Genomic DNA, 26,519 nt, shown 5'->3' with positions numbered 1-26,519 from the left:
CTCCAGCAAGGGCTCAATATCCACTTCCCCGCCTATTGGCCGGGGCTTAATGCCATAATTCCCTTCCTTCCATTGCCCTTCGACAGGCTTCGGGATAATCATGGGAGAAGGTTTAAATTCTTTATGCTCATCCATTCTCATACTCCCTGCCTCCATTTAGAAAATGTATAGTCTGTCTTGGCGGACCAGTAAGAAGATTTGCAAAAAGTCATTCCGGCCATTGAAAATAGAGCCAGTCGAATAATGAGCCTACGATCTTGCCAAGCACCATCGCCGTCACCAGCCATACTGTAAAGCTGCTTAAATTCAGCCGTTTCGCCAGAATGGGCAGAACATTCATGACCTCGGTGAGAGCTGCGGCCAGCATGCCTACGAAGATACCGTCGAAGAGCCCCATGAACGCCAAAGTAAGATGGCGCGGCAGCGACAGACGCCAGTCCATAAAATCCGCCAGGGACCAGTACACCGCCCCCAGTATAACGGAGCTTTCAAACCAGATTGATTTGCGGTAGGCAAAAGCAAGCTGGGCCAGCCTCGGAATAATATCAAGCACAATGATCAGAGCGACAAACCCGCTTCCGACAGCAAGGCCCCCGGCAAGGCCCAATATTGCGGCAAATCCGTTAGCGGCCCAGCTAATCATTGCGGATCTTCGCTTTCATCGGGATGTTTTCGTTCTTTTTATACATTTCCTCGGCGATGACGCAGTCATTCACATTTTCCTCGTATATATAAAGCTCGACTTCCAGCGGATTAGGTTCTTCGTTAAACCTTTTACGGAACAGACGGTTAAAAAAAACGATCATCCCCGCCCCGATACCGATGGAATAAGGAATTTGAAACCACAGGGGGTGATCATTCTTGCGGCCGGTCACAAGCTCCGTAATCCGGATGTGAACCTCTTTCATGCTGACATCCGTGTGGAAATTCATAATGGCGAGCCCGGATCCGAAAAACAACAACAGCCAGGCTGCCGCCAGCACAAGCATCTTCGGTTTGGGCGGATTATCCAAAACGACGACCAGCACCTGCGGATCTCCGAAGGGTTCGATTTCCACTTCAGCTTCAGCCTCGCGAATGGCTTGAATGATCTGTAGCAGGTCGATAACTACACGGTTCCCGTCCTTGCTCTTATGCTGATGAAGCAGGAGAGTCTGGAGCCTGGACTCCAGCGCAGAGTCGGCGCTGAAGATACGGGCCGCCTGCCCGAGCGTGACGCTTCCGCCAGGCTTGATCAGGATTCGCTTGCGCAGACGCAAATAAAGAGTCGAATTAGCTGCTGATCCCATGTCCGCTCCCTCCAATCACCCGTGCCCAACTGGGGTTATTCCCTTTAGTATGATTAAAGGCTGCCTTGGATAGTCACCCCTGCGCGAACAATTTCTGCCATTATTCCGTTCGCAGCCTGCTTCGTCTGTCTTTGCACGGCCAATACTGGGATTCTGCCGCTGCAGACGGGTAGTGGTAATACTTGTAACCCGCTTTCTGCCTTTATTGAAATTTGAATGTTCAAGAAGAAACGGCTTCGTCGTCCTTTGGCGGCAAAGTTAATTTCTTCCCTTCAAGCCTTAATGAAATTTATAGGGCGTGAAGTGGCCTTCGTATAACCAAAGCAAAATTTGTGTTTCACGGAACTGCTCATTCGATAAGCCTGCAAGCGCTGCGCCGTTTAGATTAGCGCGTATTTCTTGCAGGAGGATCACCGGCTTGTATTCTTTCAAGGAAAAGGCGACGTAGAAACTTGGCATAAATGTAAATACTTCAAAAAAGGAAATTGAAGTGCTCGAACAGGCCGGGATGGCGCATTATGACGATGATTGGGGAAAAGACATGTTTGTTGTCGGGAATGCCGGAGTTGGTTGGCCAATTGTGGTTGCACTTGTGCAGTTTGCACGAGCTGAAGGAATTCCGTTGGAAAAAATATTTTCAGAAATGAATTTTACAGTACTCGACTGACCCTTTTGTAGAGAAGCGCACTATTCGTTAAACTTAATAAAGCGGAAGTCAAGGATGAATTATCTCTGTCCGGTAGCATGACGGGAACGGGCTGGATAGCCTAGCAGCAGATCCGGTGGCCGACTGCGGCCGGGACGGCCAGCGCCGTTCGCCGGTAGACCGAGGAGGTAAAAGTTAACAATAAGTGTAGGAAAACAATCAGTTTTTGATCATAACGCATGCAAAGTTGTCAGGGATTTTGATGTGTCGTGGATAATGGGGATCCGAATTCAGACGTGAAGAATACGGAGGAGGCATTTACCCGGCTACAAGGGCGTTCATACAAGATAACCGATGTATTGAAAATCTTGAATACCATGACATTGCTTTAATGTGTCATCCGCGCGCTGCGCGGCTTTTTTATTTTATGGCCGGCCGATGTTCAGCAGTGCTGCCGGGCGGCGGCGGCGCAATACGAATGGAAATATGTTCTTGTCCTCCGACATAATTATCGGGTGAGGATTTTGACGAGCTGATCCATCGAATGCGGATGCTGCATCGCGAACACGGGTTAAAAATTATGGCGGCGGCACGACGAATATGTATATTCAACGTTTAGTAGAAGAATGGAGCGTTCCAACCGATAACTAAACAGGAAGAGGATGCAATTATCGGAGTGGAGTGATGGACATGAAAGGGTTGAAATTGGGTTTGGCAATGATCGCTGCCGCAGGCATGGCGGTGGGGACGCTGCACCCGGGGCATGCTACAGCCCAAAGCGTTCGGTTGCAGGAGAAACAGCACGTGAGCCTGAGCATTAACGGCGAGCCATTCGGGATTACAGGTGTGGCGCTTGTATGGGGCGCGGGGAATCGGCTTTATGCGCCGCTTGAGCTGTTTAACCATCCGGACATTCAAGCGGAATTCTTGATTTCGGATAATAAAGGAATGCGCTATCTGGATATCTATAATTATCGGACATCCCTTACGCTGCGCGTCGGTGAAAGCTTCTATAGCAGCTCCCGCACTGATAGCGATACGCCGGAGTCGGGTGACTTGGGAGACGCGGTCCCATTCGAGCAGAACCGTCAAGTGCTCGTACCACTGCGTTTCGTTGCGGAACGGCTTGGCTTGTCCGTAAGCTGGAATGCAAGCAAGAATGCCGTGAATCTGCGCACGGACGATGAATACCGCAGCAATCTTGAACCGGCCGAAGAATGGGCGGCCTGGCTGAGCGAATACCCGCTTCCGGATGACGACCCTTCCGGGCATGCAATCACTGAAGGGGAAATCGATGCTTATATCGGGCAACTCAATACTTCGATCGTCGACTATGCGATCATTTCGAAATACGCGGCAGTGGTTCTGCAGGTAACCGATTCGGACGTGTCGATGTTCTTGATTCAGCGGCTCAAGAACGGGGGACTCGGCGAAGAGAGCGCTCGTTACGGGATGGACATGCCCGAGGACGGCTTGACGGTCAGCGCGTACGGTGATTATCTGGGCATCGGCACTCATGACAATGCGACTAAAGCGAACATCAACTCGGTAAAAGTCATCTACCGCGGGGAACAAGGTAAGTTGAGTGATTTGACCTTTCCGGTCGGAGATAAACCCGGATTCCTGATTCCGATGCCAAGTGAAGCGAAGCTTGAGCGCGTGCTGTTCTATCACGAAAATGAACTCGTGAAGGAAATCGAGTACAACGGGTATTGAAGTGAACTCCGATTATGCATGCAAGGGAGCGGAATTGCCTACTCGAGTGTGAATTTGCCGCTGAATGTCGTGCCCGTCGTCGGTTATTCGTCAGGGTATTCCGCAGAAGATCCCACCCTTCGCGGTCGGCTGCCGGAGCAGATGCTTGTTCAAGAGCAGCTGCCTTCGGCAGCTGCTCCATTTTTATATTAATCAAAGTGCAGTAGAACGAATTGAAAGCTGTTCGTTCGCGACTGTCCGGGGACAAGAACAAGAATTTATATCCTTAGCCGTAGACATGAACTTGTAACCAATCGTGACGCTGTAGTTGCTCCGAAAGCTACCAGATTTAGCAGAAGCTCGCAATGTTATGACTGGTTTATTTCCATCAATTAAAAACGGTTATGTTAAATCAAAGGCTGGTAGTCCCCAAAGAACGCGTTTAGAAAGAAGAATTAAAGCGTTGGAACTAGCAGTTCAAGCGATAGATGACCTTTCCGATAAATAATTATAAGTCGATTGCCGCATGGGAAGAAGAGCAATAAAGTGAACGTAGCAGCAAATCGCAATCTCCAATAACTTCAAGAAAAAAGCGGCCCCTTGATGGAGAGCCCTGCAAAACGAATACAGTTTCTGTAAAAAGTTACCCAGTAACGCACCGAATAATCCTGAGAATAATGCCACTAAAGTTGGGAAATTTTTTTCGAGAATCTACTAGACTTAACTTAAAACGATATTATAGTTTTTCTAGCCGGCGAAGGTCCGATAAAATCGTTGGGAATAACTTTTTCGAAATTAAAGGTTTTTAGTTGGGCTGCCTGTTGTTTGTTGTACAAAGGGGTTATCGAGCAGCACGGCGGACCATCGTTTCCCATCGTACGAAGCCATACTTCTCATAGAGACCATGCGCATCTTGTGTATTGAGATAAATATTCGTATAGCGAATGCGAGGATGGTCGACCATAACAGCCATCATCCATTTGCCGAGTCCTTTTCCGCGATGTTCAGTGTCGACGATTACGTCGCACAGCCAGGAAAAAGTTGCTCCATCCGTTACAACCCGCATGAAACCGACTTGAAGCCCATCCGCTCTGTAAAGGCCGAAACAAAGCGATTCATTCCAGCTATTCACAAGGGTTTCTTTCGACCGTTCCGCAGCCCAATAACTGCTCTTTAATAGTGCAAAGATCACATCCGGCTGCAGTTCTTTCATACTGTCACTGATTCTGTAAGGCAGGCAATCATGAATCCACTCCATCTGTATACCTCCCATAGTTCACGATACGTAATATGTTTAGTATAATGGTAACAGTTAGAAGAGAAAAATGAATTATTATGAGACTATACCCATACAGATCGGGGTGGAAAAATCATTAAATACGAGAATGTGAAGGACGATCTGAAACAACAGATTAACAGGGGATCGATCAAGCCGGGCGACAAATTACCGTCCATCCGAGAGCTTAGTATACAATGGGAGTGCAGCAAAAACACCGTAATCCGAGCCATCGATGAATTGGAAAAAGAACACCTGATTTACTCGGTACCGAAGAGCGGCCACTACGTGATTGATCGTTCCTCTGAGTCCGAGGATCGGCCGGAAAGGCTGATTGATTTTGCCATGGCTGCTCCGGATCCCGGTATTATCCCCTATGGAGAAATTCAGCACGGGTTGAACCGGGCGATACAGCTATACGGGGATCGCCTTTTTACATACGGTGATCCGCTCGGATTTCCATCTCTACGCGAGGCTATATCCCGGCACCTGACAGCCTCTCAAATTTTTACCGAACCCGAACGGATCTGCGTCGTCTCCGGCTCCCAACAAGCTCTTCACTTGCTTGCCTCCATGCCGTTCCCGAATGGGAAGTCGGCGATCTTGGTCGAACAGCCCTGCTATGCCGGAATGTTGAAATTAATAAGCCTCCTCGGGGTAACCGCAATCGGAATTGCTCGAACGGAATCAGGCCTTGACCTTGATGAACTGGAACGGCATTTTCGAAACAATTCCATTAAGTTTTTTTATACGGTTCCCCGATACCACAATCCGCTCGGAACCAGCTTGTCACGTCGGGAGAAAGAAGCAATCGCATCAATGGCGGAGAAATATGATGTGTATATCGTGGAGGACGACTATCTCGCAGACTTGGAAACTGACAGCAAATCCGATCCAATCTTTAGCTATGATTATTCGGGCCGCGTCATCTACATCCGAAGCTTTTCCAAAATAATGCTACCAGGCCTGCGACTCGGTGCCGCTGTACTTCCCGCAGCATTAATCACTTTGTTCCGAATGTACAAATCGTCGAGCGATTTAAGCACAGCCGCCCTTTCACAAGCCGCTTTGGAGATTCATCTGGTCAGCGGATTGTTTCAGCGCCACGCCGCCATGATGAGAGAACGCTATGGAATTCGAATGAAGGCTCTGCAGGAGGCATGTAGCCGATATTTGAGAGAGGGTTTCCGTCTAAGCAAATCAGCCGGCGGTATATTTGCCCAACTCGAGCTACCCCATCATCTGGCGGCAGAGGAGCTGGCCGCGCTCCTTCGTCAGAAGGACGTGTATGTTTTTCCTACTATGCATTGTTATCTTCCTAGTGTGGAAAACGCGAACAGCTTACGCCTCAGCATTATTCGCACGAATGAAAAAGAGATTGAGGACGGCATCCGGATCATCCGCCAGACGGCCGACGAGATAATGAGCCAAAGAAGTACAAACAAATTCAGCCGATCAGCCATTACTTGGATATAGAAGTCGTCACTAAAGAAGAAACTGCAATGCTGGAAAATCTCATAGGTAAATATTGCGTTAACACCAACAAAGGCTGCCGATCGGTAGCCTTTGTTGTGTTGTATTCTTAGATATCAAAACGAATGAAGGTGAGGGCAATGCGAGTTTTCAATAAATTATCAAAAATGGTAAATACGACAAAGGGATTATCAAGTGAGGATCGAATAAGTGAATTAGATTATACTCCCCAAATTCCCTCATCTCGACATTAAATAGACTGGATTTACCAAGGCTCTTATTTATCCAGCCATATGCATATACCTCCGGAATTCTCTAAGTCATTATATCATGTCCAGCATATGCCTTTGCGCCAAGTTTTCTCCTGTTTAAGGCCCCTCTCGATTTAGCTTTATGTCGAGAAATATGAAGTTATCAAAAGGAAAGGAGGATAGAGAATTCGCGTTCTAAACAAAAATAAGGAGGGATTCGCTTAGTGAAAAAGATAACTTTCGTTCTACTAGTGATCGTACTTAGTTTTTCCTGGATTAGCATCGTAAGTGCTGAAGAGAACGGGGCTGGTAGTTCCGAGAGTCCCGGCTATTTCCAATTTCAGTTTCCTTACGTAGACGTGACTGAAGGTGCAGGGAATGTTACGGTGACCGTCCAGCGACTCGGAGGAACGAGCGGGGAAGCGAAAGTCGATTACAAGACCGCTACCGATCCGCACGACGACGCCGAAGAATATATCCATTATATCGGCGTAAAAGGAACGCTCGTATTTGCAGACGGCGAAACATCGAAGACGATTGAGGTGCCGATCGTCGAAAACGGTTATGTCAGGAAAGTGTCCCCTGTTTTCCACGTGGTTCTTAACAATCCCGTCGGTGCGACATTAGGGGAGATGTCCGATATTGCCGTAAATATCTATGAGAATGACCCCTACAATCCGGAATTGGAGAGGAACTATATTTCGTTTTCCAGCCCCCCCTACCAGGAAATCGCAGAAAACGCAGGTACCGTCTCATTGGACGTGCAGCGCGAGTTCCCCGAAGGCGCCGTAACGGTAACATACGCGATCGTCGATGTTACGACAACACGCGGCGACGATTATAATGCGGCTGCAACCGGCTCGGTATATTTTGTAGAAGGTGAAACGCTGCAGACGATTCAGATCCCGATCGTGGACGACACGATTTCGGAGGGGCGCGAGAGCTTTAGGGTCATTCTCATAAACACGACGGGAAGTCCATCCGAAATCAGGCCGCCTTCTGATATCCAAATCAATATCATCGGCAACGATAACGATGCCGACACGAAGCTGCAGTTCAAGCAGCCCGTTTTCTATACGATTGAAGAGTCTAAAGTCGCTACGATCGAAGTCATTCGCACCGGAAGCAGCAGAGGGAACGTCTCGGTTCGCTACGAAACGGCAAACGTTAGCGCCGGCTGGAATGGCGATTATGCCGCTACCTCTGGAACGCTTACCTTCGCGGACGGTGAAACGAGCAAGAAGATTAACGTGCCGATTGTGGATGATCGTTATATCGAATATCGCGAAACGTTCAAGGTCGAGCTCTCGTATCCGTCATTCGACGCTTCCTTGGGCTCGCCGGCCGAAGCCACAGTGGTTATTTACGACAAGGATCATTTGTAATTATCAGAAGAAGGCCATCGGTCATATAGAAGAAGGTCATGCAGCAGTCCTTTGTCGGACAAGCAGCATAGTAGCTCCTCCGCGGATCTAAGTGGGCACCGACCAGAAAGCAGCTCTCGTCACCCGCAGTGGGCCTGGCGCTGACGGAGCGAACGTCAGTCAGGACGGCAAGCGGCCCGCTCAGCGAGGAGCTGCAGCGCGAGCGGCAACCAGGACGGCGATCAACTGGCGCCGCGGAGCAACTGCATCGCGCCAGGCATCGGTAGCGTGATCGACAACCAGGACAGCGGTCATCCAGATCCGGGGAGCTGCGGATGCCGGCAGAGCGAATGGCAGCCACGGCGATCAACTGGCGCCGCGGAGCAGCTGCAGCGCGCCAGGCACCGCGGTTCGATCGAAGGCCAGGCTGCGGCCAGGAGCTGCAACTCATAGTGCGCCGTTCAGAAATTCATTTTAGTGATAAAATATCTATTAACTGCTTCTTGGAAATATAGAGATTTGAAGGGAGGATAGCTTGTTGAAGGCTTTTTAGTCTAATTTATTTATGGAGGCAATTTATGAGAAGCTTCAAGGAGAATGCGTTTATTCTGCTGTGCGGTGCCATGATTGCCGCTGCGGTATTTACTACGACGGGTATAAAAGAAGCCGATGCAGCCAGCGGGCAATTATTCGAGAGTCCTTATTATGGGGTAACCGAAGATGACGGCTCTGTGACGCTTACAGTAGTTCTTTTTGGTAACACCCCGAGTAATGTAATTAATTATAGGACCTGTTATGCAAATACGAACCCTGCGGAACCCGGAGCAGACTACGATGCAGACGCTTCCCAAGGAACGTTGACGTTTAGTCCGGGGGAGACCTCGAAAAACATTACCATTCCGATCGTTGATGATACAATCCCGGAGGTAACCAATCTGCACTCGGGTTATTTTAAAGGTGAGATATTTTGCATGGAGTTGGTTGGATATTCACAAACCTATGTATACATCTGGGATAATGACTCCGGTAATCCCGAGCCCCCGGGTAATCTCGCATTTGATTCAAACTATCAGGCGGTAAGCGAAGATAGCGGTTCTGCGAGCGTTCTTCTGGAGCGCAAAGACGGAGCGCGAGGTCGGATTACGGTTGATTATACGACCTTCAGTTATGGTGAAGAGGATCCAAACGCTTATCCTAATGCAACGGCTGGCAAAGATTACATTCAGACAAGCGGTACGATAGTGTTCGAGGATGGGGAGTATTGGAAGAAAATCACTATTCCAATCATTAATGATCATGAGAATGAAGGCAGTGGGGAAAGATTCGAAGTTCAGTTGAGTAATCCAACCGGCGGTGCAACGACCGCTACTCCATCCCAAACGATCATTATTACCGGCGATGATGACGATATTTTAAATCATAATGCTATCCTGTTTGGCGAAAACGATCCTCAAGCTGATGTGAACGAAAATGAGCTCTATTTTTCCGTGACTGTGAATAGACAGGATCCTTCAGACGGGGAAGTTAACGTTCGTTATGAGACCCGGGACGGCACCTCTAAAAGCGGGATTGATTATGAAGCGGTGAGCGGCTTGTTAACTTTTGCGCCAGGCGAGACGTCAAAGACAATCCAGGTTCCAATTGTTAACGACCAGTCCGTCGAAGGACGCGAAAGCTTCAGAATTCAGTTGCAGGAAACCGGTGAGGGCGATTCCGTCTACATTCCCTCCGATTATCAGGACGTGACGATCTTGGACAATGATTATGCGAGTGTCCAATTCGCATCCGCTACCGTATATGGACTGGAAGAGAACAAAGCGATTAATCTTAAGGTCGTCCGAACGGGTTCAAGCAAGGGGGAGATATCCGTAACCTTTCACACCCAGTCCGAAACGGCTCAAAAAGGCATCGACTTTGTCAAACAAGATGCCGCGGTACATTTTGCAGACGGGGAAACAAGCAAAACCATTAGCATCCCGATCATTGATGATTCTTTGATTGAGTACCGGGAAACATTCCGGGTTATACTCGACAATCCGTATCCTGGCGATAATGTACAACTGGGGCCGGTTTCGGGAACAGAAGTCGTTATTTACGATAAAGACCATTTAAAAAAATAGAGGCCCCTTATCTTCGAATCGCAATAAAGATGACCGTCCATTCGTGTCCGCTTAACAATTCAGGAGAGAAATCCGCGTACGTCTTTGGATGAAAGTCTGTTTAATCTATCAGTGAACATAATCGCTTTAAATGGTAAATAAGGAATTTAACGGATGCCTCCCCATTACAGACAGCCCCCTCCTGCTCCAGGACGGCGCTGCCTTCTAAAACGGTATTCCTCGGCGTCCTCTCATACGGAGTTGCCGGGGAATGAAGCCGAAGCCATCAGGCTTTTTTCTATCTTTTAATGGAAGCCACGCTAATACATATCCATATAGGTCATGGAACTTGGACAAATGGGCCCGTTACAGCAAAATGAAAGGCCAGATGACAGCCTCTTCACTAAAAGCGATATCAGCTCAATATCCCGATCGCTAATGTGAGTCAACAGCTTAAGTAATTCACGGATAGCTGCGCGCTGATTATATTCAGGCGTATTTTAAAAAACGCCTCATGCTACTTGGTGAAATGGTCGATACAATCTCACGCTCTATCGCCTCATCGAAGAGTTCACGCGCCGCCCAATGGCTGATCGGTCGATCACTTTCCCGAGGCTCTTCACAGGCTAGGGTTACGAGTTGAATTACTTGCTCGGGCGTAAAGATCGATGGCGTGTCTGGCGGGGAGCATCTTGGAGCACACCATTGATTTCGAACTCTAATTGCTTCGGTTGATCCGTTTCCACACCTCCAAGGTAAAGAGTTGTTTTCCCATCATTACCCTTTTATTAGTTTCAATAATAACCAATTGATTAGTTATTTCAAAAGCCCTGCACTAGCCTCAATTTTTATATTCATTGAGCGCCATTCTCACTTATCCTTTCTTCCGGCTCAAAAGACCCTGTCCGCCTCCAAAAGACGAATCCCGTAGCGACCACACCGATCATAGCGCATATTTGATACATGGAGGAATAAGAGGTCAGGTCGGCAATCGGTCCCATGACGATACCTCCCAAGGATATACCGAAGTCCGCTGTCGCGATAAACAATCCGATTAGTACGCCTCGTTCCGCCTTGGGTAGAACAAAGCTCAAGTATGTCGTCAACGTCGGATAGAGCAGTGCCTGCGCGATCCCGAGCAATAACGCACCTGCGTAAAACAATGCCGCCCCCGCGCTGGCAGAGAAACTGACGGCAAGCGAAGCTGAGATGAGGAGCAACATCATCCCTCCGACAAAAGAGGAACGCCACTTACCATCAGACGGAATCCAGGTTCGGAGCAAAAATCTCGCAGTCACCACGACTGCGGCCTGAATCATGAGGTAGACTGCCGCGCTGCCTCCACTAATTTGAGTGGCGTACAACGGTACAAACGTTGTAACTGCTCCAAACACCACCGAGGCACTTAGCATCAATACGCCGCATGTGAACAGGTGCGGATTCCTTAAAAACTGGCTCAAATCTCTCATCATTGCCTTTCCAGAATTCCGCTGTTCATTTCCGTTTGCCGTTTCCGCCTGCTTTTGCCCACCAATACGCGCCGTAAAGCCCACAGCGCCAGTCAATATCGCGATCACAGTCATCGATACAGCGAATATGCTCATCTCTCCCGTCTGCCACATGCCAATAGCCAGCAGTGGCCCGAATATGCCAGGCAAATATGAGCACAGGGAATACATGGAGATACCATGCGAGCGATCCTTATCGGGCAGCGCGTCAATAATACCGAGCTGTAGTGCCATTGAGAAGAAGGCGGTGCACACGCCTTGCAGCATGCGGGCCAAGAAGTACCCCTCAAGTCCGGTGGAAGTGTATAGTAGAAGCGCGAGGGCATTGACGGTAAGCAGAATGCGCAGCACCCGGACCGGACCGTAGCGCTGAATCAGGTCGCCGGCCCACGGTCGAAAGACCATTGCCGTCAGCAAGTAAGCTCCCATAATGATGCCGATGGTCGTATTGGACGCCCCCAGCGCTTCACCCTTCAATGGAATGATGACATTCAGAATCGAGTTGGCACTGAAATAGAGCAGCGTAAGCAAATAAAGCCGTAGAAACGGCAAGGATAACGCACCTTTCATCGCTTGCTCTCCTTTCCCAATTGCCTTGTGCATAGTTACGATATGACCTTGCGCAGCAGCTCTTTTGCATACGGAGACCGGACATGCTTCAGTTCCTCGGTCTCTACGAGCTCCACAATTTCCCCACCGCAAATGAACATGATTCTGTCACATAGATAAGCAGCCGCCTGGATATCGTGGGTAATAAAGATGTAGCCCATGACATATGTAGTTCTCAACTTCTTCAGCAATTCCAGTACTTGCATTTGGACCGAGCTGTCGAGCGAGCTTATAGCTTCGTCCAGCAGGATACATTGGGGCTCAGCGGAGACGGCCCGTGCGATGCATACCCGCTGTGCCTCACCGCCGGACAGCTCGTGCGGATATCTCAAAAGATAGGATTCATCTAATCCGACTTGCCGCAGTAACTTGCCTATATCGAACGATCCGCTTGCTATCCCCGCGAGCCTTAGAGGCTCGAGAATGGCCTGACGAACCGTAAAGAACGGATTGATGGATGATGTATAATCCTGAAAGACGGCGCTGATACCTCCCCGTCGTACACATCGATCCGAGACCGGTTTACCGTGGAATGCAATGGCACCGGTATCCGGTTTCTCGATGCCGAGCAACAATCGCCCCAGCGTCGATTTGCCGCTTCCGCTTTCACCGATTATACCTAAGGTCTCGCCCTGCCTCCATTCGAACCCAATATCGCGAAGTACTTGATTACGAGCTTTGCGCAACCAGCCCGTTCGATATGATTTATTTACACCTTCAACCTTCAGCAACATCTGTGCCTCCCATCAATTGTCCAAAATGGTGACTCAGCGCTTGCCTGGAGGAAACCAGGAAACGGGTATACGGATGGCGCGCGCCGGCGAATACGTCATGGGTCGAACCGCGTTCGATGATTTCCCCGTTCTTCATGACGAGCACATTGTCCGCAATTCGTCTGACTACGCCCAAATCATGTGACACAAAAATCATGGCGCTTCCCAGCCGCTCACGCAACTGCATGAATTGCTCAACCACCTCATACGCAGTGACGGCATCCAACGCCGTCGTCGGTTCGTCGGCGATGATGACATCTGGCTCCAGCACAATTGCAAGTGCGATCATGACCCGCTGCAACATGCCACCCGATAGCTCATGGGGGTAGCTTCGCATCACCACAGCCGGCTCCTTCAAGCCTACGCCGTACATCGCCGCGGAAAGTCTGGTCTCCATCTCGACACGGCTCCAATTGTAATGGACGCCTAGCGTCTCTTGCAGATGAGTGCCGATCGGTCGAGAAGGATCGAATGCGCTCATGCCGTTCTGCATAATCATGCAAAGTCGCCGGCCCCTATACGCTCGCATTTCTTTGTCAGATAGCTTCGACAATTCTACTCCGTTCAAAGCCACAAAGCCCGACTGCCCAACGCCCGTCCGATTAATCCGCATGAGAGATCTGCACGTGAGCGACTTGCCGCTGCCGCTCTCACCGACGATGGCCAGGCATTCCCCCTGTATGAGTCGGAAAGAACTGTCATGCACCAACGCGCGACCGGAGCGTTCCTCCCAAATTCTCAAATGTTCGACCTCGAGTACATTCATCCCGTTCAAGCAGCCTCCTTCCCGCGTAGTCCCAGCGCGATCACGCCTGCACCGACGTACTTGCCCGAGAGCATCAGTTTGGGATCAAGCACCTTCTGCAGCGCATCAGACAGGAAGTTAACCGCAGAAACCACAATAATAATCGCCAGACCCGGAGCCAGCATCAGCTCAGGACGAGTGAACATGACGGCTCTCGCCTCGTTCATCATCATCCCCCACTCTGCGTGGGGAGCCTGAATGCCGAGACCCAGAAAGGACAAGCCGGATATTTGCAGAATCATCGATCCGAAGGCGCCGCTGACAATGACCGCCATCTCCGGTAGCACCACCGGCGCGATATGCCGCATCATAATGCCGAAGTGACCGATGCCCAGCACCTTGGCAAACTTCACGTAGTCGGCATCCGCGTATTGCATAACCGCAGTGCGAATAACGCGGGCAAACCAGGCCCACTTCATCATGACGAACGCGATTAAAATATTGGTCAGCCCCGCCCCTAGTATTCCAACAATTGCCAATGTCATGACGTAGCCCGGGAATGAAAGCATGATGTCGCAAATCCGCATTAATACTGCATCCGTCTTTCCGCGGAAATAACCTGCGGCAAAACCGAGTACGGCACCGACGCAGGCGGTCGCTCCAAGTGCTGCAAGTACCCATAGCACGCTTGGACGGATGCCGTAGATTAGGCGCGACATGATGCAGCGTCCCAGATGATCGTTGCCGAGCCAATAGTCCCAGGAAGCTCCCGAGAACCGCAGATCCATACTTACTTCGTTCGGAGGATGTGGGGCAATAAGCGGAGCGCATAAGCCGATCAGCAGCGTTGCCACGAGAACGGCGAGAGATGCTGCCGCCAGTCTCTCCTTCATCAATCGTTCAAGTAGTTTCATCTAGATCTCCTTCCTTAGCTTTGGGTTCACCGCCGCGTTTAACATATCGGACGCCGTATTAAACAGAACGAACGCGACGGCCAGCACGAGAACATAGGCTTGTATAATAGGAAAATCTCTGCTCAGAATCGAATTGATGGTAAGCGTCCCGAGACCTGGCCACGCGAATATATTTTCCACGACGACCGTACTAGCCAAGATGAGCGGTATGGCAAGACCGAACACCGATATGGCGACTTGCATGGAATTGCGAAGCACTTGCAGGGTTAAGCTTCTTTCAGATAATCCGCAAGCTCGGCCGTACAAGACATAGTCTTCGTTCAGATTGCTTAGCATGGAGCTGCGAATGATTCGGAAATAAATGCCGGCGTACCCGATTACGATGACGGCAACTGGCAGAACATAACTGAGATAAGAATCCATGCCGCTTGTGGGCAGCAAATCAAGCTTGACGGAGAAGTACCATACCATAAGCGCTGCCAGCCAGTAAGACGGCATTGAAGTAAGCAGGAAGGAGAAGCTCCTTACCGAGAGATCCAGCCACTTGCCTTCCCTCAGGGCACATATAATGCCCAGTGCAATTGATAGAACGATAATGAACAGTGAAGACACCATGGTCAGCTTCAGCGTGTTGAGCAAGGCAGGGCCGAGCAGCGACCAAACCGGCTTTCCACTTACGTAGGAACTTCCGAAATTAAGCTGGAGACAAGACAGCAACCAATCCCAGTAGCGTACCAGCAGTGGAAGATCCATGCCCAGCTCGCTCCTCATCTCCGCGATCAACTCATCCGTTATGGTCGGCACTCCTTGCGCATGAAGAACGACCTCGGCCGGGTCCATTGGCGATAACCCGTTTAATAGAAAGGTCAAGAATGAAATGACAACAAGCAGCGGAATGACAACGCTAATCCGTTTCACCGCGTAACCGAGCATAACTCTATCCTCCATATCTCGTTTTGTCCCTGATCAAGTGATCAGCTGTTATTCGAAGCTCATCTGCTCGAATGGCAGTTCAAATTGCGTCTGTTTGAAAGAAATGCCTTGCAGATTCAAGGGAGCCACTACCGTAACACTACCGTTCGTAATCGGAATAAAGACGGCTTCGTTATGAACAATCGTAAGAATATCCTTATAAAGCGCCTTTCTTGTCTCTTCATCCGTTGATACCATCACTTCATTAATCTTCCGGTAAAGTTCCTCCGCCTGCGGAATGCCGCTTGTCGTGAATCGATAAGCGGACTCGGCGGCAAACGCGGTAATTGTGCTTTGCGGATCGTACGCCAGACCCCAAGTCTGATTGAATAGCAGCTCATAATCGCCTGTTGAACGCCGATTGGCAATCGCGGGAGATTCCTCTCCGATGAGTACAAGCTTCATACCGATCTTCATAGTCTCGCTCTGCAACAGCTCCGCCTGCGTTTTTTGTGATGCAGAGTTGACATCGTAATACAGCTTGATCGATAACAGACGGCCGTCCTTCGTTCGAACCCCTGCTCCTCCATTGATCGTCCATCCTGCCTCTTCCAGCAGTTTGGCTGCCGCTTCAAGATTGTAGTCCCTCTTCAGCAGCCCGACATCGGCATAATTCACATTGGAGGAGAATAACGTCTCCGCAGGGGCTTCCGTACCATTGAAAATCGTGCGACTAATCGTCTCGCGGTCGATTGACTGCCAAATCGCCTCCCTAACCGCCTTTTCGCTCACGGGGCTTGCGACATTACTGCTGTTCGCCACGATCATCTTCGTATTCATCGGCTTGCTTCGAACAGCCTGGTAATCGCCCGAATCAGCGAGCCGCTGTATGGCTTCCACGTCAATGCTGTCGGCGCCGCGATCGTCGGTAAACACGAAGTTGACCTCCCCCTTCTGTAACGCCAGCAGCGTCGTCTCGCCTGCCGGCAGCACCTTCGCCGTAATTGTCTTTACTTGGGCAACTCCTCCCCAATATTCTTCGTTCACCGTGAACCTAGCGAATTGCTCCGTCACTTGCTCATCAAGCTTGTAAGGGCCTGTGCCGTTGTAACCCGCCACGCCGTCCTTTGTCTCTCCATTCAGGAAGTCTTTTGGTGAGAGGAAGACATACGGACGCGTCATCGACAGTTCAAGCAGCGTCGGATAATATGGCTCTTTCAGCGTCAATTGAACGGTGTTCTCATCGATTACAATGACGCTATCAAGCACGGTAGACAGCTTGATCCAAGCATGTTTGGCTGCATTGCGCTGCACTGCTTCAATGTTCAACTTGACAGCTTCGGCATTAAATGGCTCTCCGTCATGAAACTTTACGTTCTTCCGCAGTTTGAAGGTGTATACCTTGCTGTCTTCCGAGATGTTCCAGGATTCCGCCAGCAGTGGCTTGATGCCTTCCGGTGTATTTTCTACCAGCGATTCATATACGATGCCTTGCGCCGCCAACGATCCCGGATATAAATGCGGATTCATGTCGTTAATGTCTTTCGCGGTGGCATAAACCAGCTCCCTCGCGTGCTCCTCCGCCACCTTCTTATTATTGTTGCCCCCGCTACATCCAGCCAACAACATGATGACCAGAAAGGATGCCAACAGCGCGGCTGCCCTGTTTCTTCTCATTTTTTTGACGCCCCTTCTCATTAAATAGTAATAATTACAATTAATTTTCCTTTTAATTGTAATAATAACTATTATCATTGTCAATCCATATTTTTCATATTTCTTACTAAAAAAACCATTGACCAATTGCCAATATCTTACTATGATGGAATCGATAATATTCGTAAATTTTACTATTAATTAAAAATCTGAGTATATACCGTACGGAGGGTTGTCCGCATGAATCAGGAAATGGATTTCGTCAAATGCAGTCCCGCAAACAACATGACTATTCTAGTCATGGGCGAGTTTCCCGCCGAACTGCATCCCCGCATCGCCTCGCAATTGATGGATTACAGCCACCTGTGCGCCGAACAGGTCGGCTTTGTCGAGAAACCCGCCTACTCTGGCATCGCCGCTAAGCTTCAGATGGCTGGAGGCGAATTTTGCGGTAATGCCTGCTTGGCGCTGGCCGCTTGTATCGCATCGGAGCGATCGATGAAGCCGGGAGAGTCGCTGGAGCTGTCGCTGGAGGCCTCCGGCTCGGAACATCCCGTGCTTTGCCGTGTGGAAAAATTAGAAAAGGAATATTTGTGCGAGGCCGTTATGCCTGTTCCGAAAGAGGTGGAGAAGGCCGTCATCCCTTTCGAAGGTTTGCTGCTGGAGCTGGGCATTGTCCGTTACGGCGGCTTCTTCCATCTGGTGATCGACTGCGAGCGCTTCGAAATTGAACGGACTTCGGCCGAACGTCTGGCAAAGCTGTTTGGCGTTGCTTCGGGATATGACCTAGTTGGCATCATGCTGTACCGCCCCTCCGTTCGTGAGCTCGCTCCGCTTATCTACGTCCCCGCGCTCAGCAGTTTGATTTGGGAACAAGGTTGCGGATCGGGAACAGCTTCACTGGGCTGTTATCTCGCCTGGAACGACCGCAGCTCGGTTGATGTGCCAGTGTGTCAGCCTGGGGGCACTATTCATGCAAGCGTTAGCTGGATCGGAGGGGAAATAACCGGTGTAACCATAAGATCCACCGTCGGTATCGTCGCCAGAGGTAAAGCTTATGTAGACGATTACGTCCAATATTCGTTACAAGGAGGAATATCATAGCCATGAACCGACTTTATCATTCACTCATTCAATTCCGTGACAGATTCGTACAAGCAGAAGCCCAGTATGACGGTACCACCCTGTACAATCTGGGGCTGCAGCAGACGTTAGACGACTACTCTGCCTTCATCACTGATGAGAATAATCAACAGTTGTGGACAAAACTTAAGACCGGCGACATCGAGGAGCTCCTCCCTCTTGTCATGCAACTGCGAGACACATCCGCTCATTGCGTCGCTATTATGGAGAAATATCGCGCTCTCAAGCTGCTGCTTGGCGGTGATGACAGGCATGAGTACTTTCACCATATAGAAGCTTCCATCGAGAAGGAGTTTGGAAGCTTCACGGTGACGGCCGATTCCAAGGTGCTACTGATCGGCTCCGGTTCGTTCCCGATGACGCCGTTGCTCATTGCGAAACGAACGGGTGCGGAAGTGACGGGAATAGACATTGACAGTGAAGCAGTGGAATTAGGCAAGAAGGTGGTCGAGCGGTTAGGCCCGGATCTGCCAATCCGGCTGGTAAACCTTCCACTGGAGCGGTTGCATGACATCGGTACTATTAGCCACATCATTATCAGCTCCACCGTGTCGGTCAAATACGCGCTCCTGGATTGGCTGCATGATGAGGCTCGCCCCGATGTCATTGTGGCCATGAGGTATGGGGACGGCTTGAAAGCACTGTTCAACTACCCTATGGAATCAGTAGATGAGCGTAAATGGCAGCTCGCCGAAACGGCGGTTCGACCGGGACATGTATTCGATGTCGCGTTGTACCGCAAAACGTTGAATCCGACCCACATAGGGGGGACTTGGAGATGAGCCTGCTTCGAAAGGTCCTCATTGCTGGAACCGGTCCAGCGGCCGTGCAGCTCGCCGTGCTGCTTAAGCGCTTTCGGAGCAGCAGTCTCGGCATCGCCGGACGAAAGTCCGTCCGCTCCGAGCCCTTCTTCGACGCGATTCGTCAGAGCGGTGGCGCGGTTTCCGCCGACACGAGCCATCCGAAGCTGGAAAAGCTAAAAGGCGATTGCTTCGTCGACACGGTGTTCCATGAATATGGGAATATTGAAGGACAGTGGGATACGCTCATTCTGTCGGTGACAGCGGACGCATATATGCCTGTGCTGGCGCAACTTCGAACAGAAGTTCTGAGAAACCTACGCTGCGTGGCGCTCCTCTCCCCGACGTTCGGTTCCAGCGCGCTCATCCGACATTATCTAAAGGAACAAGGCTGCAACGCCGAGGTGATCAGTTTCTCCACCTATCTGGGAGACACGCGCCGGATGGAGGGCAGAGCGCCAAACCATGTTATGATAACAGCTATCAAGCGAAAGGTGTACGCCGGAGCGTCGGGGCTTCCTTCCGAATCCGTAAAGACATTCCAGGAGCTCTACGAGGAGGTGGGCATTAAGCTGGAAGCGATGGATTCGGCGCTCGAAGCCGAGACGCGCAACATCTCCCTGTATGTGCATCCGCCTTTATTTATGAACGAGTACTCCCTTAGCGCCATATTCGACCGTCCGACCGTTCCGAAGTTTGTTTACAAGCTGTTCCCGGAAGGTCCGATTACGCCGGTCCTGATACGGGAGATGCTAGAGCAGTGGAAGGAGATCTCGGTTCTGGTAGGTAAGCTGAATCTGAAGGCGGTCAACTTGCTTCGGTTCATGATCGACGACAATTACCCGGTCAGACCGGAAAGCTTGGCGCGTCAGGATATAGACGACTTCCCTGAGCTCCATCCTGTCCACCAGCAATATTCGCTGTATGTCCGCTACGCGTCGCTGTTAATCGATCCATACTCGGAACCTGACCGGGATGGTCGATATTTCGACTTCTCTGCCGTTCCACTTCGGCCTATATTTCTCAATCACGAAGGAGCCTGGGATATTCCCAGAATGCCGAAAGAGGATTATTACCGGATCAAGATCATTCAGGGCATCGCCCGTTCGGCTGGCGTGCCTTGCCCTACCATCGACAGATTCCTCGCCCGTTACGAGCGGCATCTACTGAACGCTGTGAGATCGCTAAGTGACAGTCTCCTGTCAGAAGCTTTTACGCCCCAAACCTTCGAAGGTGATATAGGGCGAATTTGTGCGGAACTGCCGCTTCCTAACGCTGTCGAAGCCCGAACGGGTCGGATCGACCTCGCATAATAGAAGCATGGTCGCTTATCATGAGCGGCCATGCTTCCATTTGCCTCAACCTTAACGGGTTTTCTCGATGGGGCGTAACTCTCACTGATCCAGTTGACCTGGTCTTGGTAAAACTTTGTCAGGGGAATGAACGCTCTTCATCAATAATCTTTTCACTGCCATCCGAAAATGTCTCAGTCGCTCTGCTATCTGCCACGACCGACACATAAGTATTCTCCGAACAATTGACACAAAGCTCATTCATGTTCCACCTTATACAATCTAAAAGGTCAAGAAAAAAACCGGTTACCCCATATAAGGGCAACCGGTTTTATGCTGCAGCACCTATTCCTCTACAATGCAATCTGATCGCGGATCAGCTGTAAAATCTTTTTCTCCAGCCTGGATACCTGCACCTGCGAGATCCCAAGCCTTGCCGCAACCTCTGACTGCGTCTGATCGCGGTAATATCTTAGAAAAACTATAATTCTCTCCCGCTCCGACAACCCGCTGATCGCCTCGGAGAGAGCCAGCTTGTCAAACCAGCGGTCCTGGGAATCATCGGCGATCTGATCCATTAAGGTAATGGGGTCGCCATCGTTCTCGAATACCGTTTCGTGGATCGAGGTAGGCGGCTTATTCGCTTCCTGGGCGAACACGACATCCTCCGGCGTAATGCCAAGTGATTCCGCAACCTCTTTGATGGTCGGCAGCCTTCCAAGCACCTTGGACAGCTCGTCCTTCGTCTTGCGCACCTTGTTTGCTGTTTCCTTCAGCGAACGGCTGACCTTGAGCGTCCCATCGTCCCGCAGGAAGCGCTGGATTTCACCGATGATCATCGGCACGGCATAGGTGGAAAATTTGACATCGTAGGACAAATCGAACTTGTCTACCGATTTCAACAGACCGATGCAGCCGATTTGAAATAAATCCTCCGGCTCGTAGCCGCGACCCATGAACCGTTGAACAACCGACCAAACGAGCCGGATGTTGCTGTGCACAAGCGTATCGCGAGCAAGCGTATCCCCGGTTTGACTAAGCGCAATCAACCGCTTGACTTCAGAATCGTCCAAAAATGGCTGCGCCGTTTGTTTCAGATTAACATCCATGCGGTTCAACCCCTATGCGCCTAATTAAAAAGCGCTTTTTTCGATTCGATGCGCTTTGTCATCGCAATAGATGTGCCTTTACCCGGTTCGCTCGAAACGTCAAAGCCATCCATGAAATTCTCCATAATCGTAAAACCCATTCCTGAACGCTCAAGCTCCGGCTTGGAGGTGTAAAGAGGCTGTCTGGCCAAATCCAGATCTTCAATTCCATTGCCGTCGTCCTTAATGACAATTTTTACGGTATCGCCTGTAATGACCGCCTCAATCGTAACCATGCCGCTTGCATCGCTGTCGTAACCATGAATAATGGCATTGGTGACCGCTTCAGAAACGACTGTTTTCAAATCGCTCAATTCTTCCATGGTCGGATCAAGCTGGGATATAAACGCAGCAACCGCAACACGGGCAAACGACTCATTTTCCGAACGGGCGGAAAATGTCAGCTTCATCTCATTCTTTCCATTCATGAGACGACCTCCAGACTTGTGAGCGCTAAACGCTCATTCTCGTGAATCGATAAAATTTTGAACAGACCCGACAGCTCGAACAACCGGTAGACGCCCTGGTTGACATCGCAGACGACCATTTTGCCGCCCTTGGCCTTGAGCTGTTTGTATCGGCCGAGGATGACGCCAAGGCCGGAGCTGTCCATAAACAGAAGATCCTTCAAGCTAAGAATGATATGATCGATATTGCCCCGCAGAATCGCTTCCTCCATCTTGAAACGAACGACATCGGCCGTGTGGTGATCAAGCTCGCCACGCAGCCTTACGATGAGCACATTGCGATAATGCTCCAATTCCACCTGCAGACTCATAGCCTTGTTCACTCCCAAAAGTTTTTGCGTTTCTGCACCCGGAAGATCTCTCCCAGAATCAAAAGATATCGAAAGAGCCTGTCCAGGTTTTACGAGAAAATGCCTGAACGATACGTCAAGCAATCCGCGAAGCCCGGCATACAGCGGCCTTCAGCATTGTAGCTATGCTGCGTCCCGCTTGCTTTCGCAAGTACCCGCATGATGTTGAACAAGGAATTCTCTATCACCGCTTCCGATTCCTGCCTCACGACAAAACTAGAAGCTAGACGCTATGAGCTGACAAAAAACGCTTGGTTGGCAGAATTCGCCGCATGTCGGATAGGCCGCTTTCGGCTTGCCGAAAGCTTAAGCCTATCCTTCCGGAGCAGCTCGGCTTGCGCCGAAAGCTTTAAGAAAACAGGTTGGCGCCGGCGCGTTTGAACAGCGTCCACCATCCGGCGCGCTCAACCGTAGCAGGCGAATCCACCTGGAATTCGTTGAGTACCTGATCGCCCTGATAGACGATCAGTTTGCCGATCGGATCATTGATGGTTACAGGCGCTTTGAGCGGCTCCATCCGAAGCTCATAACGGATGTCCTTCACCGGGCTCCCTTTCTTCAACAGTACGCTGTAAGAGTGTTTCGCTTTGAGCTCCAGCTGCGGAATATTGCCCTTCTCCACTTGAATGGTGCCCATCTTATCGCCTTCCTTGAAGATTGAATGGTTCATATATTGAGCGAATGAGTAGTCAAACATTTGGGATACTTCCGCGTTGCGTGTCTTTGTATTCGGCTCTCCCATGACAACGGCAATAACGCGCAAATTATCGCGGCGGGCCGTTGCGGTCAGACAGAATTTGGCTTCCGTCGTAAAGCCCGTCTTCAAACCGTCGGCTCCGCTGTAGAAACGGACAAGCTTGTTCGTGTTGACAAGCCAGAACGGTTTCTCGCTCGATTTGCGCAGGTAGTCCTGATAGAGTCCCGTATATTTTGTTATTTCGCTATGCTTCAGCAGCTCCCTGGACATGACTGCGATATCATGCGCAGACGAGTAATGGTTCGCTACCGGTAGTCCGTTGCAGTTTTCGAAATGCGTATTCTTCATTCCAAGCTCGGCCGCGCGTTTGTTCATCTGGTTGACGAACTCCGCTTCAGTCCCCGCAAGCTTCTCGGCCATGGCCACCGAGGCGTCATTGCCCGATGCGAGCGCAATCCCCTTGATCATTTCGTCAGCGCTCATTTCCTCGCCAGGCTCCAGAAAAATCTGCGAGCCTCCCATGGATGCTGCATATTCGCTGGTGGATACCTTATCCGTGAGTTTGATTTTCCCTTCGTCCAGGGCTTCCATGATAAGCAGCATCGTCATCACCTTTGTGATGCTTGCCGGCGGCAGTGGGGCATGACTATTCTTCTCGTAAATAATCGTTCCGCTGTCGGCATCCATCAGAATGGCTGATTTGGCGGACTCCGCCAGGTTTCCCTGAGCGGCAGGCGCCGTTTTTGCAGACGCTTCCTCGCGCGCAAACGCAGCTGCAGGTACAGTTAACACCATCACAGCCGTTATACATCCAACTAGCAATTGCTTCCATTTTCGATTCATTATTGTGGTCCCTCCTAGGATGATGCCTGCGCGGAGCAGGGCCGCTTTTCGTCTACTATCTCATCCTTAGTGTGGACCGATCGCAGCTAAAATATTCCAAAATGAATAAGAAGAATCAAACAGAAAGAGACATGCGTTTCGCATGTCCCTGTAATGGATACGAAAATCCCGGTAGCCCGGACCTCTACAGTCCGGTAAAAAGAAGAGCCAGTGCACGCAAAACCCTCTTGCAGTCCCAGCACTGCCGGTTCGCCTTGCTTGTTCATTTCCGGCCATATGCCGGGGACGCCTACTTGCCGTAAACCCGGATTTCCGAAACTTCGACCCGGGGGCAGCCATTGGTTTCAAAAGCAGCAAGGCGAAGACACCCCGCTGTAACGGCTTCGGGCAGGCGGTGGATTCTTTTACGCCGACGGTTATCGTGAACCTCGGCCACCACCATCCATTCTCCCGAGACCAATACCTCAAGACGGTAGCTTTTCACAAGCTCCGGTATCACTTCGAACGGCGTAAAATGATGATGCAAATTGATCAAATCCTCATTCACATCGTCATTGAAGGTAAGCTGGATCTCGTAGATTTGCTGCGGTACATCCCAGCGAAGCTCAACCCATTCCTCCCCGCCTCCTGCCAGCGGCCCTGAAGACCACAGCTGCGGCCCCCCGTAAGGCCGCCCGAAGCCGCCTGCAACTTTATCCGGTGAATAGGCTTCCGTAGGCTCGGTCAGACGAATGCAAAACGGTTTGCGAACCTTGCCCCGCATACTCCACTGCACGACGGGCTGATCCGGCTGGACCTCTTCCAGATCGGAAGAAACAATTGGCTTCCGCCCCTTCTCAAATACAAGGATGCCCGTCTGAGGTTGCGCAGAGGTGTGCAGGGAAATCGCTTCATTCGCCTTGATGATAACAAAGGCGTTGGCAGGGGACTCCGGACGCCACTTCGCCGGAATATGCACCCACTGCGATTCTCCTGGCGCAACAGCAACCTCATATCTTCCGAGCTGCGTATGCGGTACGTAGTTTTCTCCCCGGCCGGTATGCCATATCTCGACCGTCAGCATCGTTTTAGCTGCGGCCGTGATCAAAACATCCATCCCGTTCAGTTCAGGATCCACCGGAACCAGCACACCCATGTCAGCGCTCAGGGGTGTTGAACCATCAGGCGATTCCACGGCGAGCCTCTTCAGGCTGCTCGAGGCTGACAGAGTGGCTGTCCGCGCCAAATCCAGAGGATCCCTGTTCGGTACCCCGATAATGGAGGCATCCTGCCTGAGCATGGTCTGCTGGAGAAATTCCAGATGGCTGCCGTGAAGCTCCCTCGGGGCAATCCCCTTCTGGACGCATAGAGCGGCTCCTGTGCCTGCTGCCTCGCCGATTACCGCGCAGGTGGCCATAACCCTTGTTGTCCCGAAAGCCACATGCGAAGCGCTGATATCGCGTCCCGCGAACATCAGATTGTTGACGTTGACGGAATACAAGCTGCGGAACGGAATGTGATAAATGCCGTCAGCGTATAGATGCTTCGACCCGCTTTGCTGGGAATAGACACCCTGCGGCGGATGCAAATCGATGGACCACCCGCCGAAAGCGACTCTGTCCTCGAACGGCGTTTGGGCCAAAATGTCATTCTGATGCAGCACATAGTCGCCGAGGAAACGGCGGTACTCCCGTTTCCCGGGAACGCTTCCAACCCATTCAAGCGTCATCGTCCCGGAATCGAACTGCCCCGAATTTTTGATATAATCCCAAATCCCGTAGATGACTGACCACAGCTCATCGCGGATCCGTTCATTCTCATTTACAATATCATGCTCTCCGCCCCATTCAATCCACCAATAGGCGCATCCGTTGTCGCCGCTGCGAATAACCCGCTTGATCGGAATGTTGGTGGCAGTGATATCCTTGGCGAAGCTGGGCGCGATATATTTCACCGGCTGTCCGGTATCCTTCGTGTAGAACAGCAAGGTGCTTCCCAGGGTAATATCATCGGCAACTTCGGGGGCCCAAGCCTCATTGTATTCCGATCTGGCTTCCCTGCCGATGCGGTGCCTGGCTCCGGCCAGAAAGCCGACGAGACCATCTCCAGTGCAGTCAAGAAACATCGGGCTTTCGAACCGGATGCGGCGCTCGGAGCCCATCATCCAGCCTGTGACAGATTTGATGCTGCGGGTTTCCCCGTCTCCACCGGCTTCCGCTTCGTGCACATCCGTGTTCATGAACAGGCTGATATTGGCCTCGGCACGAACCGCCTCCAACAATACGAGATCCCAGATATATGGATTTCCCTCTTTGTTGCGGTACTGGTTCTCGACGAACAGCTCGCCCATAATGCCCGTCTCCCGGGCGTACCGGTTGGTTCCATGGGCCGTTGCGCCGCATACCCACACTCTGACCTCACTGCTGGAGTTGCCCCCGAGAACAGAGCGGTTGTGGACCAGCGATACCTGCTGTCCCAGTCTGGCAGCAGCAATGGCAGCACTTATACCCGCCAAGCCTCCTCCTATTACCGTTATATCCGCGTTGATCGTTTCGTTTCTCATTTTGCACCGCCTTATGAGTAAGTGATT

The 26,519-nt window shown here is 50.8% G+C and carries 23 protein-coding genes; 9 read left to right on the top strand and 14 right to left on the bottom strand.

Translation table 11 applies throughout. The annotated features are described in order from the left end of the window. Positions 1 to 208 precede the first annotated feature (208 nt). Positions 209 to 643, bottom strand: coding sequence for a stage V sporulation protein AB (locus tag AC0YOB_RS13340; protein WP_210041672.1), 435 nt, complete (start codon positions 641 to 643; stop codon positions 209 to 211). Beyond that, positions 636 to 1,289 (bottom strand): stage V sporulation protein AA, encoded by a 654-nt coding sequence (locus AC0YOB_RS13335; RefSeq protein ID WP_475793223.1) that lies wholly within the window; start codon positions 1,287 to 1,289, stop codon positions 636 to 638. The genes AC0YOB_RS13340 and AC0YOB_RS13335 overlap by 8 nt, the downstream gene beginning before the upstream one ends. A gap of 490 nt (positions 1,290 to 1,779) precedes the next feature. Between AC0YOB_RS13335 and AC0YOB_RS13330 the strand changes: the two genes are divergently transcribed. From AC0YOB_RS13330 to AC0YOB_RS13320, 3 genes are all read left to right on the top strand, one after another. Then, positions 1,780 to 1,956, top strand: a complete 177-nt coding sequence (locus AC0YOB_RS13330; RefSeq protein ID WP_475793222.1) for a hypothetical protein — start codon at positions 1,780 to 1,782, stop codon at positions 1,954 to 1,956. Positions 1,957 to 2,625: 669 nt separating this feature from the next. After that, complete coding sequence (locus AC0YOB_RS13325) at positions 2,626 to 3,651, top strand: stalk domain-containing protein (protein WP_475793221.1); 1,026 nt, start codon at positions 2,626 to 2,628, stop codon at positions 3,649 to 3,651. 18 nt (positions 3,652 to 3,669) lie between these two features. Then, positions 3,670 to 3,843, top strand: a complete 174-nt coding sequence (locus AC0YOB_RS13320; protein ID WP_475793220.1) for a hypothetical protein — start codon at positions 3,670 to 3,672, stop codon at positions 3,841 to 3,843. 628 nt (positions 3,844 to 4,471) lie between these two features. Here AC0YOB_RS13320 and AC0YOB_RS13315 read toward each other — a convergent pair. Beyond that, entirely contained in the window at positions 4,472 to 4,888 is a 417-nt protein-coding gene (locus tag AC0YOB_RS13315; protein WP_475793219.1) for a GNAT family N-acetyltransferase, read from the bottom strand. A 129-nt stretch (positions 4,889 to 5,017) separates the two neighbouring features. Between AC0YOB_RS13315 and AC0YOB_RS13310 the strand changes: the two genes are divergently transcribed. The 3 genes from AC0YOB_RS13310 (at position 5,018) to AC0YOB_RS13300 (ending at position 10,114) form a co-directional block, all read left to right on the top strand. Then, entirely contained in the window at positions 5,018 to 6,382 is a 1,365-nt protein-coding gene (locus AC0YOB_RS13310) for an aminotransferase-like domain-containing protein (RefSeq protein ID WP_475793218.1), read from the top strand. Positions 6,383 to 6,854: 472 nt separating this feature from the next. After that, complete coding sequence (locus AC0YOB_RS13305; RefSeq protein ID WP_475793217.1) at positions 6,855 to 8,015, top strand: Calx-beta domain-containing protein; 1,161 nt, start codon at positions 6,855 to 6,857, stop codon at positions 8,013 to 8,015. A gap of 557 nt (positions 8,016 to 8,572) precedes the next feature. Further along, positions 8,573 to 10,114: a Calx-beta domain-containing protein gene (locus AC0YOB_RS13300; RefSeq protein ID WP_475793216.1), complete on the top strand. Its 1,542-nt coding sequence runs from the start codon at positions 8,573 to 8,575 to the stop codon at positions 10,112 to 10,114. Between the two features lie 833 nt (positions 10,115 to 10,947). Here the strand turns inward: AC0YOB_RS13300 and cntE are convergent. Genes cntE through cntA form a run of 6 tightly spaced genes read right to left on the bottom strand, consistent with a single transcriptional unit; the run spans position 10,948 to position 17,231 of the window. Beyond that, positions 10,948 to 12,171: a staphylopine family metallophore export MFS transporter CntE gene (gene cntE / locus AC0YOB_RS13295; protein ID WP_475793215.1), complete on the bottom strand. Its 1,224-nt coding sequence runs from the start codon at positions 12,169 to 12,171 to the stop codon at positions 10,948 to 10,950. Positions 12,172 to 12,206: 35 nt separating this feature from the next. Then, positions 12,207 to 12,941, bottom strand: coding sequence for an ABC transporter ATP-binding protein (locus AC0YOB_RS13290; protein ID WP_475793558.1), 735 nt, complete (start codon positions 12,939 to 12,941; stop codon positions 12,207 to 12,209). After that, positions 12,928 to 13,749 (bottom strand): staphylopine uptake ABC transporter ATP-binding protein CntD, encoded by an 822-nt coding sequence (gene cntD, locus AC0YOB_RS13285; RefSeq protein ID WP_475793214.1) that lies wholly within the window; start codon positions 13,747 to 13,749, stop codon positions 12,928 to 12,930. Before cntD ends, AC0YOB_RS13290 begins: the two co-directional genes overlap by 14 nt. A 5-nt stretch (positions 13,750 to 13,754) precedes the next feature. Continuing rightward, entirely contained in the window at positions 13,755 to 14,642 is an 888-nt protein-coding gene (gene cntC / locus AC0YOB_RS13280) for a staphylopine uptake ABC transporter permease subunit CntC (protein ID WP_475793213.1), read from the bottom strand. After that, a complete protein-coding gene (gene opp1B / locus AC0YOB_RS13275; protein ID WP_475793212.1) occupies positions 14,643 to 15,575 on the bottom strand; it encodes a nickel/cobalt ABC transporter permease in 933 nt (310 codons plus the stop codon). A gap of 48 nt (positions 15,576 to 15,623) precedes the next feature. Then, a complete protein-coding gene (cntA, locus tag AC0YOB_RS13270) occupies positions 15,624 to 17,231 on the bottom strand; it encodes a staphylopine-dependent metal ABC transporter substrate-binding lipoprotein (protein ID WP_475793211.1) in 1,608 nt (535 codons plus the stop codon). Between the two features lie 219 nt (positions 17,232 to 17,450). Between cntA and AC0YOB_RS13265 the strand changes: the two genes are divergently transcribed. Genes AC0YOB_RS13265 through AC0YOB_RS13255 form a run of 3 tightly spaced genes read left to right on the top strand, consistent with a single transcriptional unit; the run spans position 17,451 to position 20,466 of the window. Beyond that, positions 17,451 to 18,314 (top strand): histidine racemase CntK family protein, encoded by an 864-nt coding sequence (locus AC0YOB_RS13265; protein ID WP_475793210.1) that lies wholly within the window; start codon positions 17,451 to 17,453, stop codon positions 18,312 to 18,314. A gap of 2 nt (positions 18,315 to 18,316) precedes the next feature. Further along, on the top strand, positions 18,317 to 19,135 hold the full coding sequence (locus AC0YOB_RS13260; RefSeq protein ID WP_475793209.1) for an SAM-dependent methyltransferase: 819 nt from the start codon (positions 18,317 to 18,319) through the stop codon (positions 19,133 to 19,135). Beyond that, positions 19,132 to 20,466 (top strand): opine metallophore biosynthesis dehydrogenase, encoded by a 1,335-nt coding sequence (locus tag AC0YOB_RS13255; protein WP_475793208.1) that lies wholly within the window; start codon positions 19,132 to 19,134, stop codon positions 20,464 to 20,466. Before AC0YOB_RS13260 ends, AC0YOB_RS13255 begins: the two co-directional genes overlap by 4 nt. A 332-nt stretch (positions 20,467 to 20,798) precedes the next feature. Here the strand turns inward: AC0YOB_RS13255 and sigF are convergent, their stop codons facing one another. The 5 genes from sigF to AC0YOB_RS13230 all read right to left on the bottom strand — a co-directional run bounded on the left by sigF (position 20,799) and on the right by AC0YOB_RS13230 (position 26,492). Further along, a complete protein-coding gene (gene sigF, locus AC0YOB_RS13250) occupies positions 20,799 to 21,554 on the bottom strand; it encodes an RNA polymerase sporulation sigma factor SigF (RefSeq protein WP_210041676.1) in 756 nt (251 codons plus the stop codon). A 20-nt stretch (positions 21,555 to 21,574) separates the two neighbouring features. Beyond that, a complete protein-coding gene (gene spoIIAB, locus AC0YOB_RS13245; RefSeq protein ID WP_475793207.1) occupies positions 21,575 to 22,021 on the bottom strand; it encodes an anti-sigma F factor in 447 nt (148 codons plus the stop codon). Further along, on the bottom strand, positions 22,018 to 22,371 hold the full coding sequence (gene spoIIAA / locus AC0YOB_RS13240; protein WP_475793206.1) for an anti-sigma F factor antagonist: 354 nt from the start codon (positions 22,369 to 22,371) through the stop codon (positions 22,018 to 22,020). The genes spoIIAB and spoIIAA overlap by 4 nt, the downstream gene beginning before the upstream one ends. Positions 22,372 to 22,759: 388 nt before the next feature. Continuing rightward, the gene (locus AC0YOB_RS13235; protein WP_475793205.1) at positions 22,760 to 23,950 is read right to left on the bottom strand and encodes a D-alanyl-D-alanine carboxypeptidase family protein; all 1,191 of its coding nucleotides are present in this window, start codon (positions 23,948 to 23,950) and stop codon (positions 22,760 to 22,762) included. 289 nt (positions 23,951 to 24,239) lie between these two features. Then, entirely contained in the window at positions 24,240 to 26,492 is a 2,253-nt protein-coding gene (locus tag AC0YOB_RS13230; RefSeq protein WP_475793204.1) for an FAD-dependent oxidoreductase, read from the bottom strand. Positions 26,493 to 26,519 lie beyond the last annotated feature (27 nt).

Source organism: Paenibacillus sp. JT31N17 (assembly GCF_056269255.1).
The sequence above is the reverse complement of the archived record's forward strand: the minus strand, read 5'-3'. Positions and strand labels throughout refer to the sequence as shown.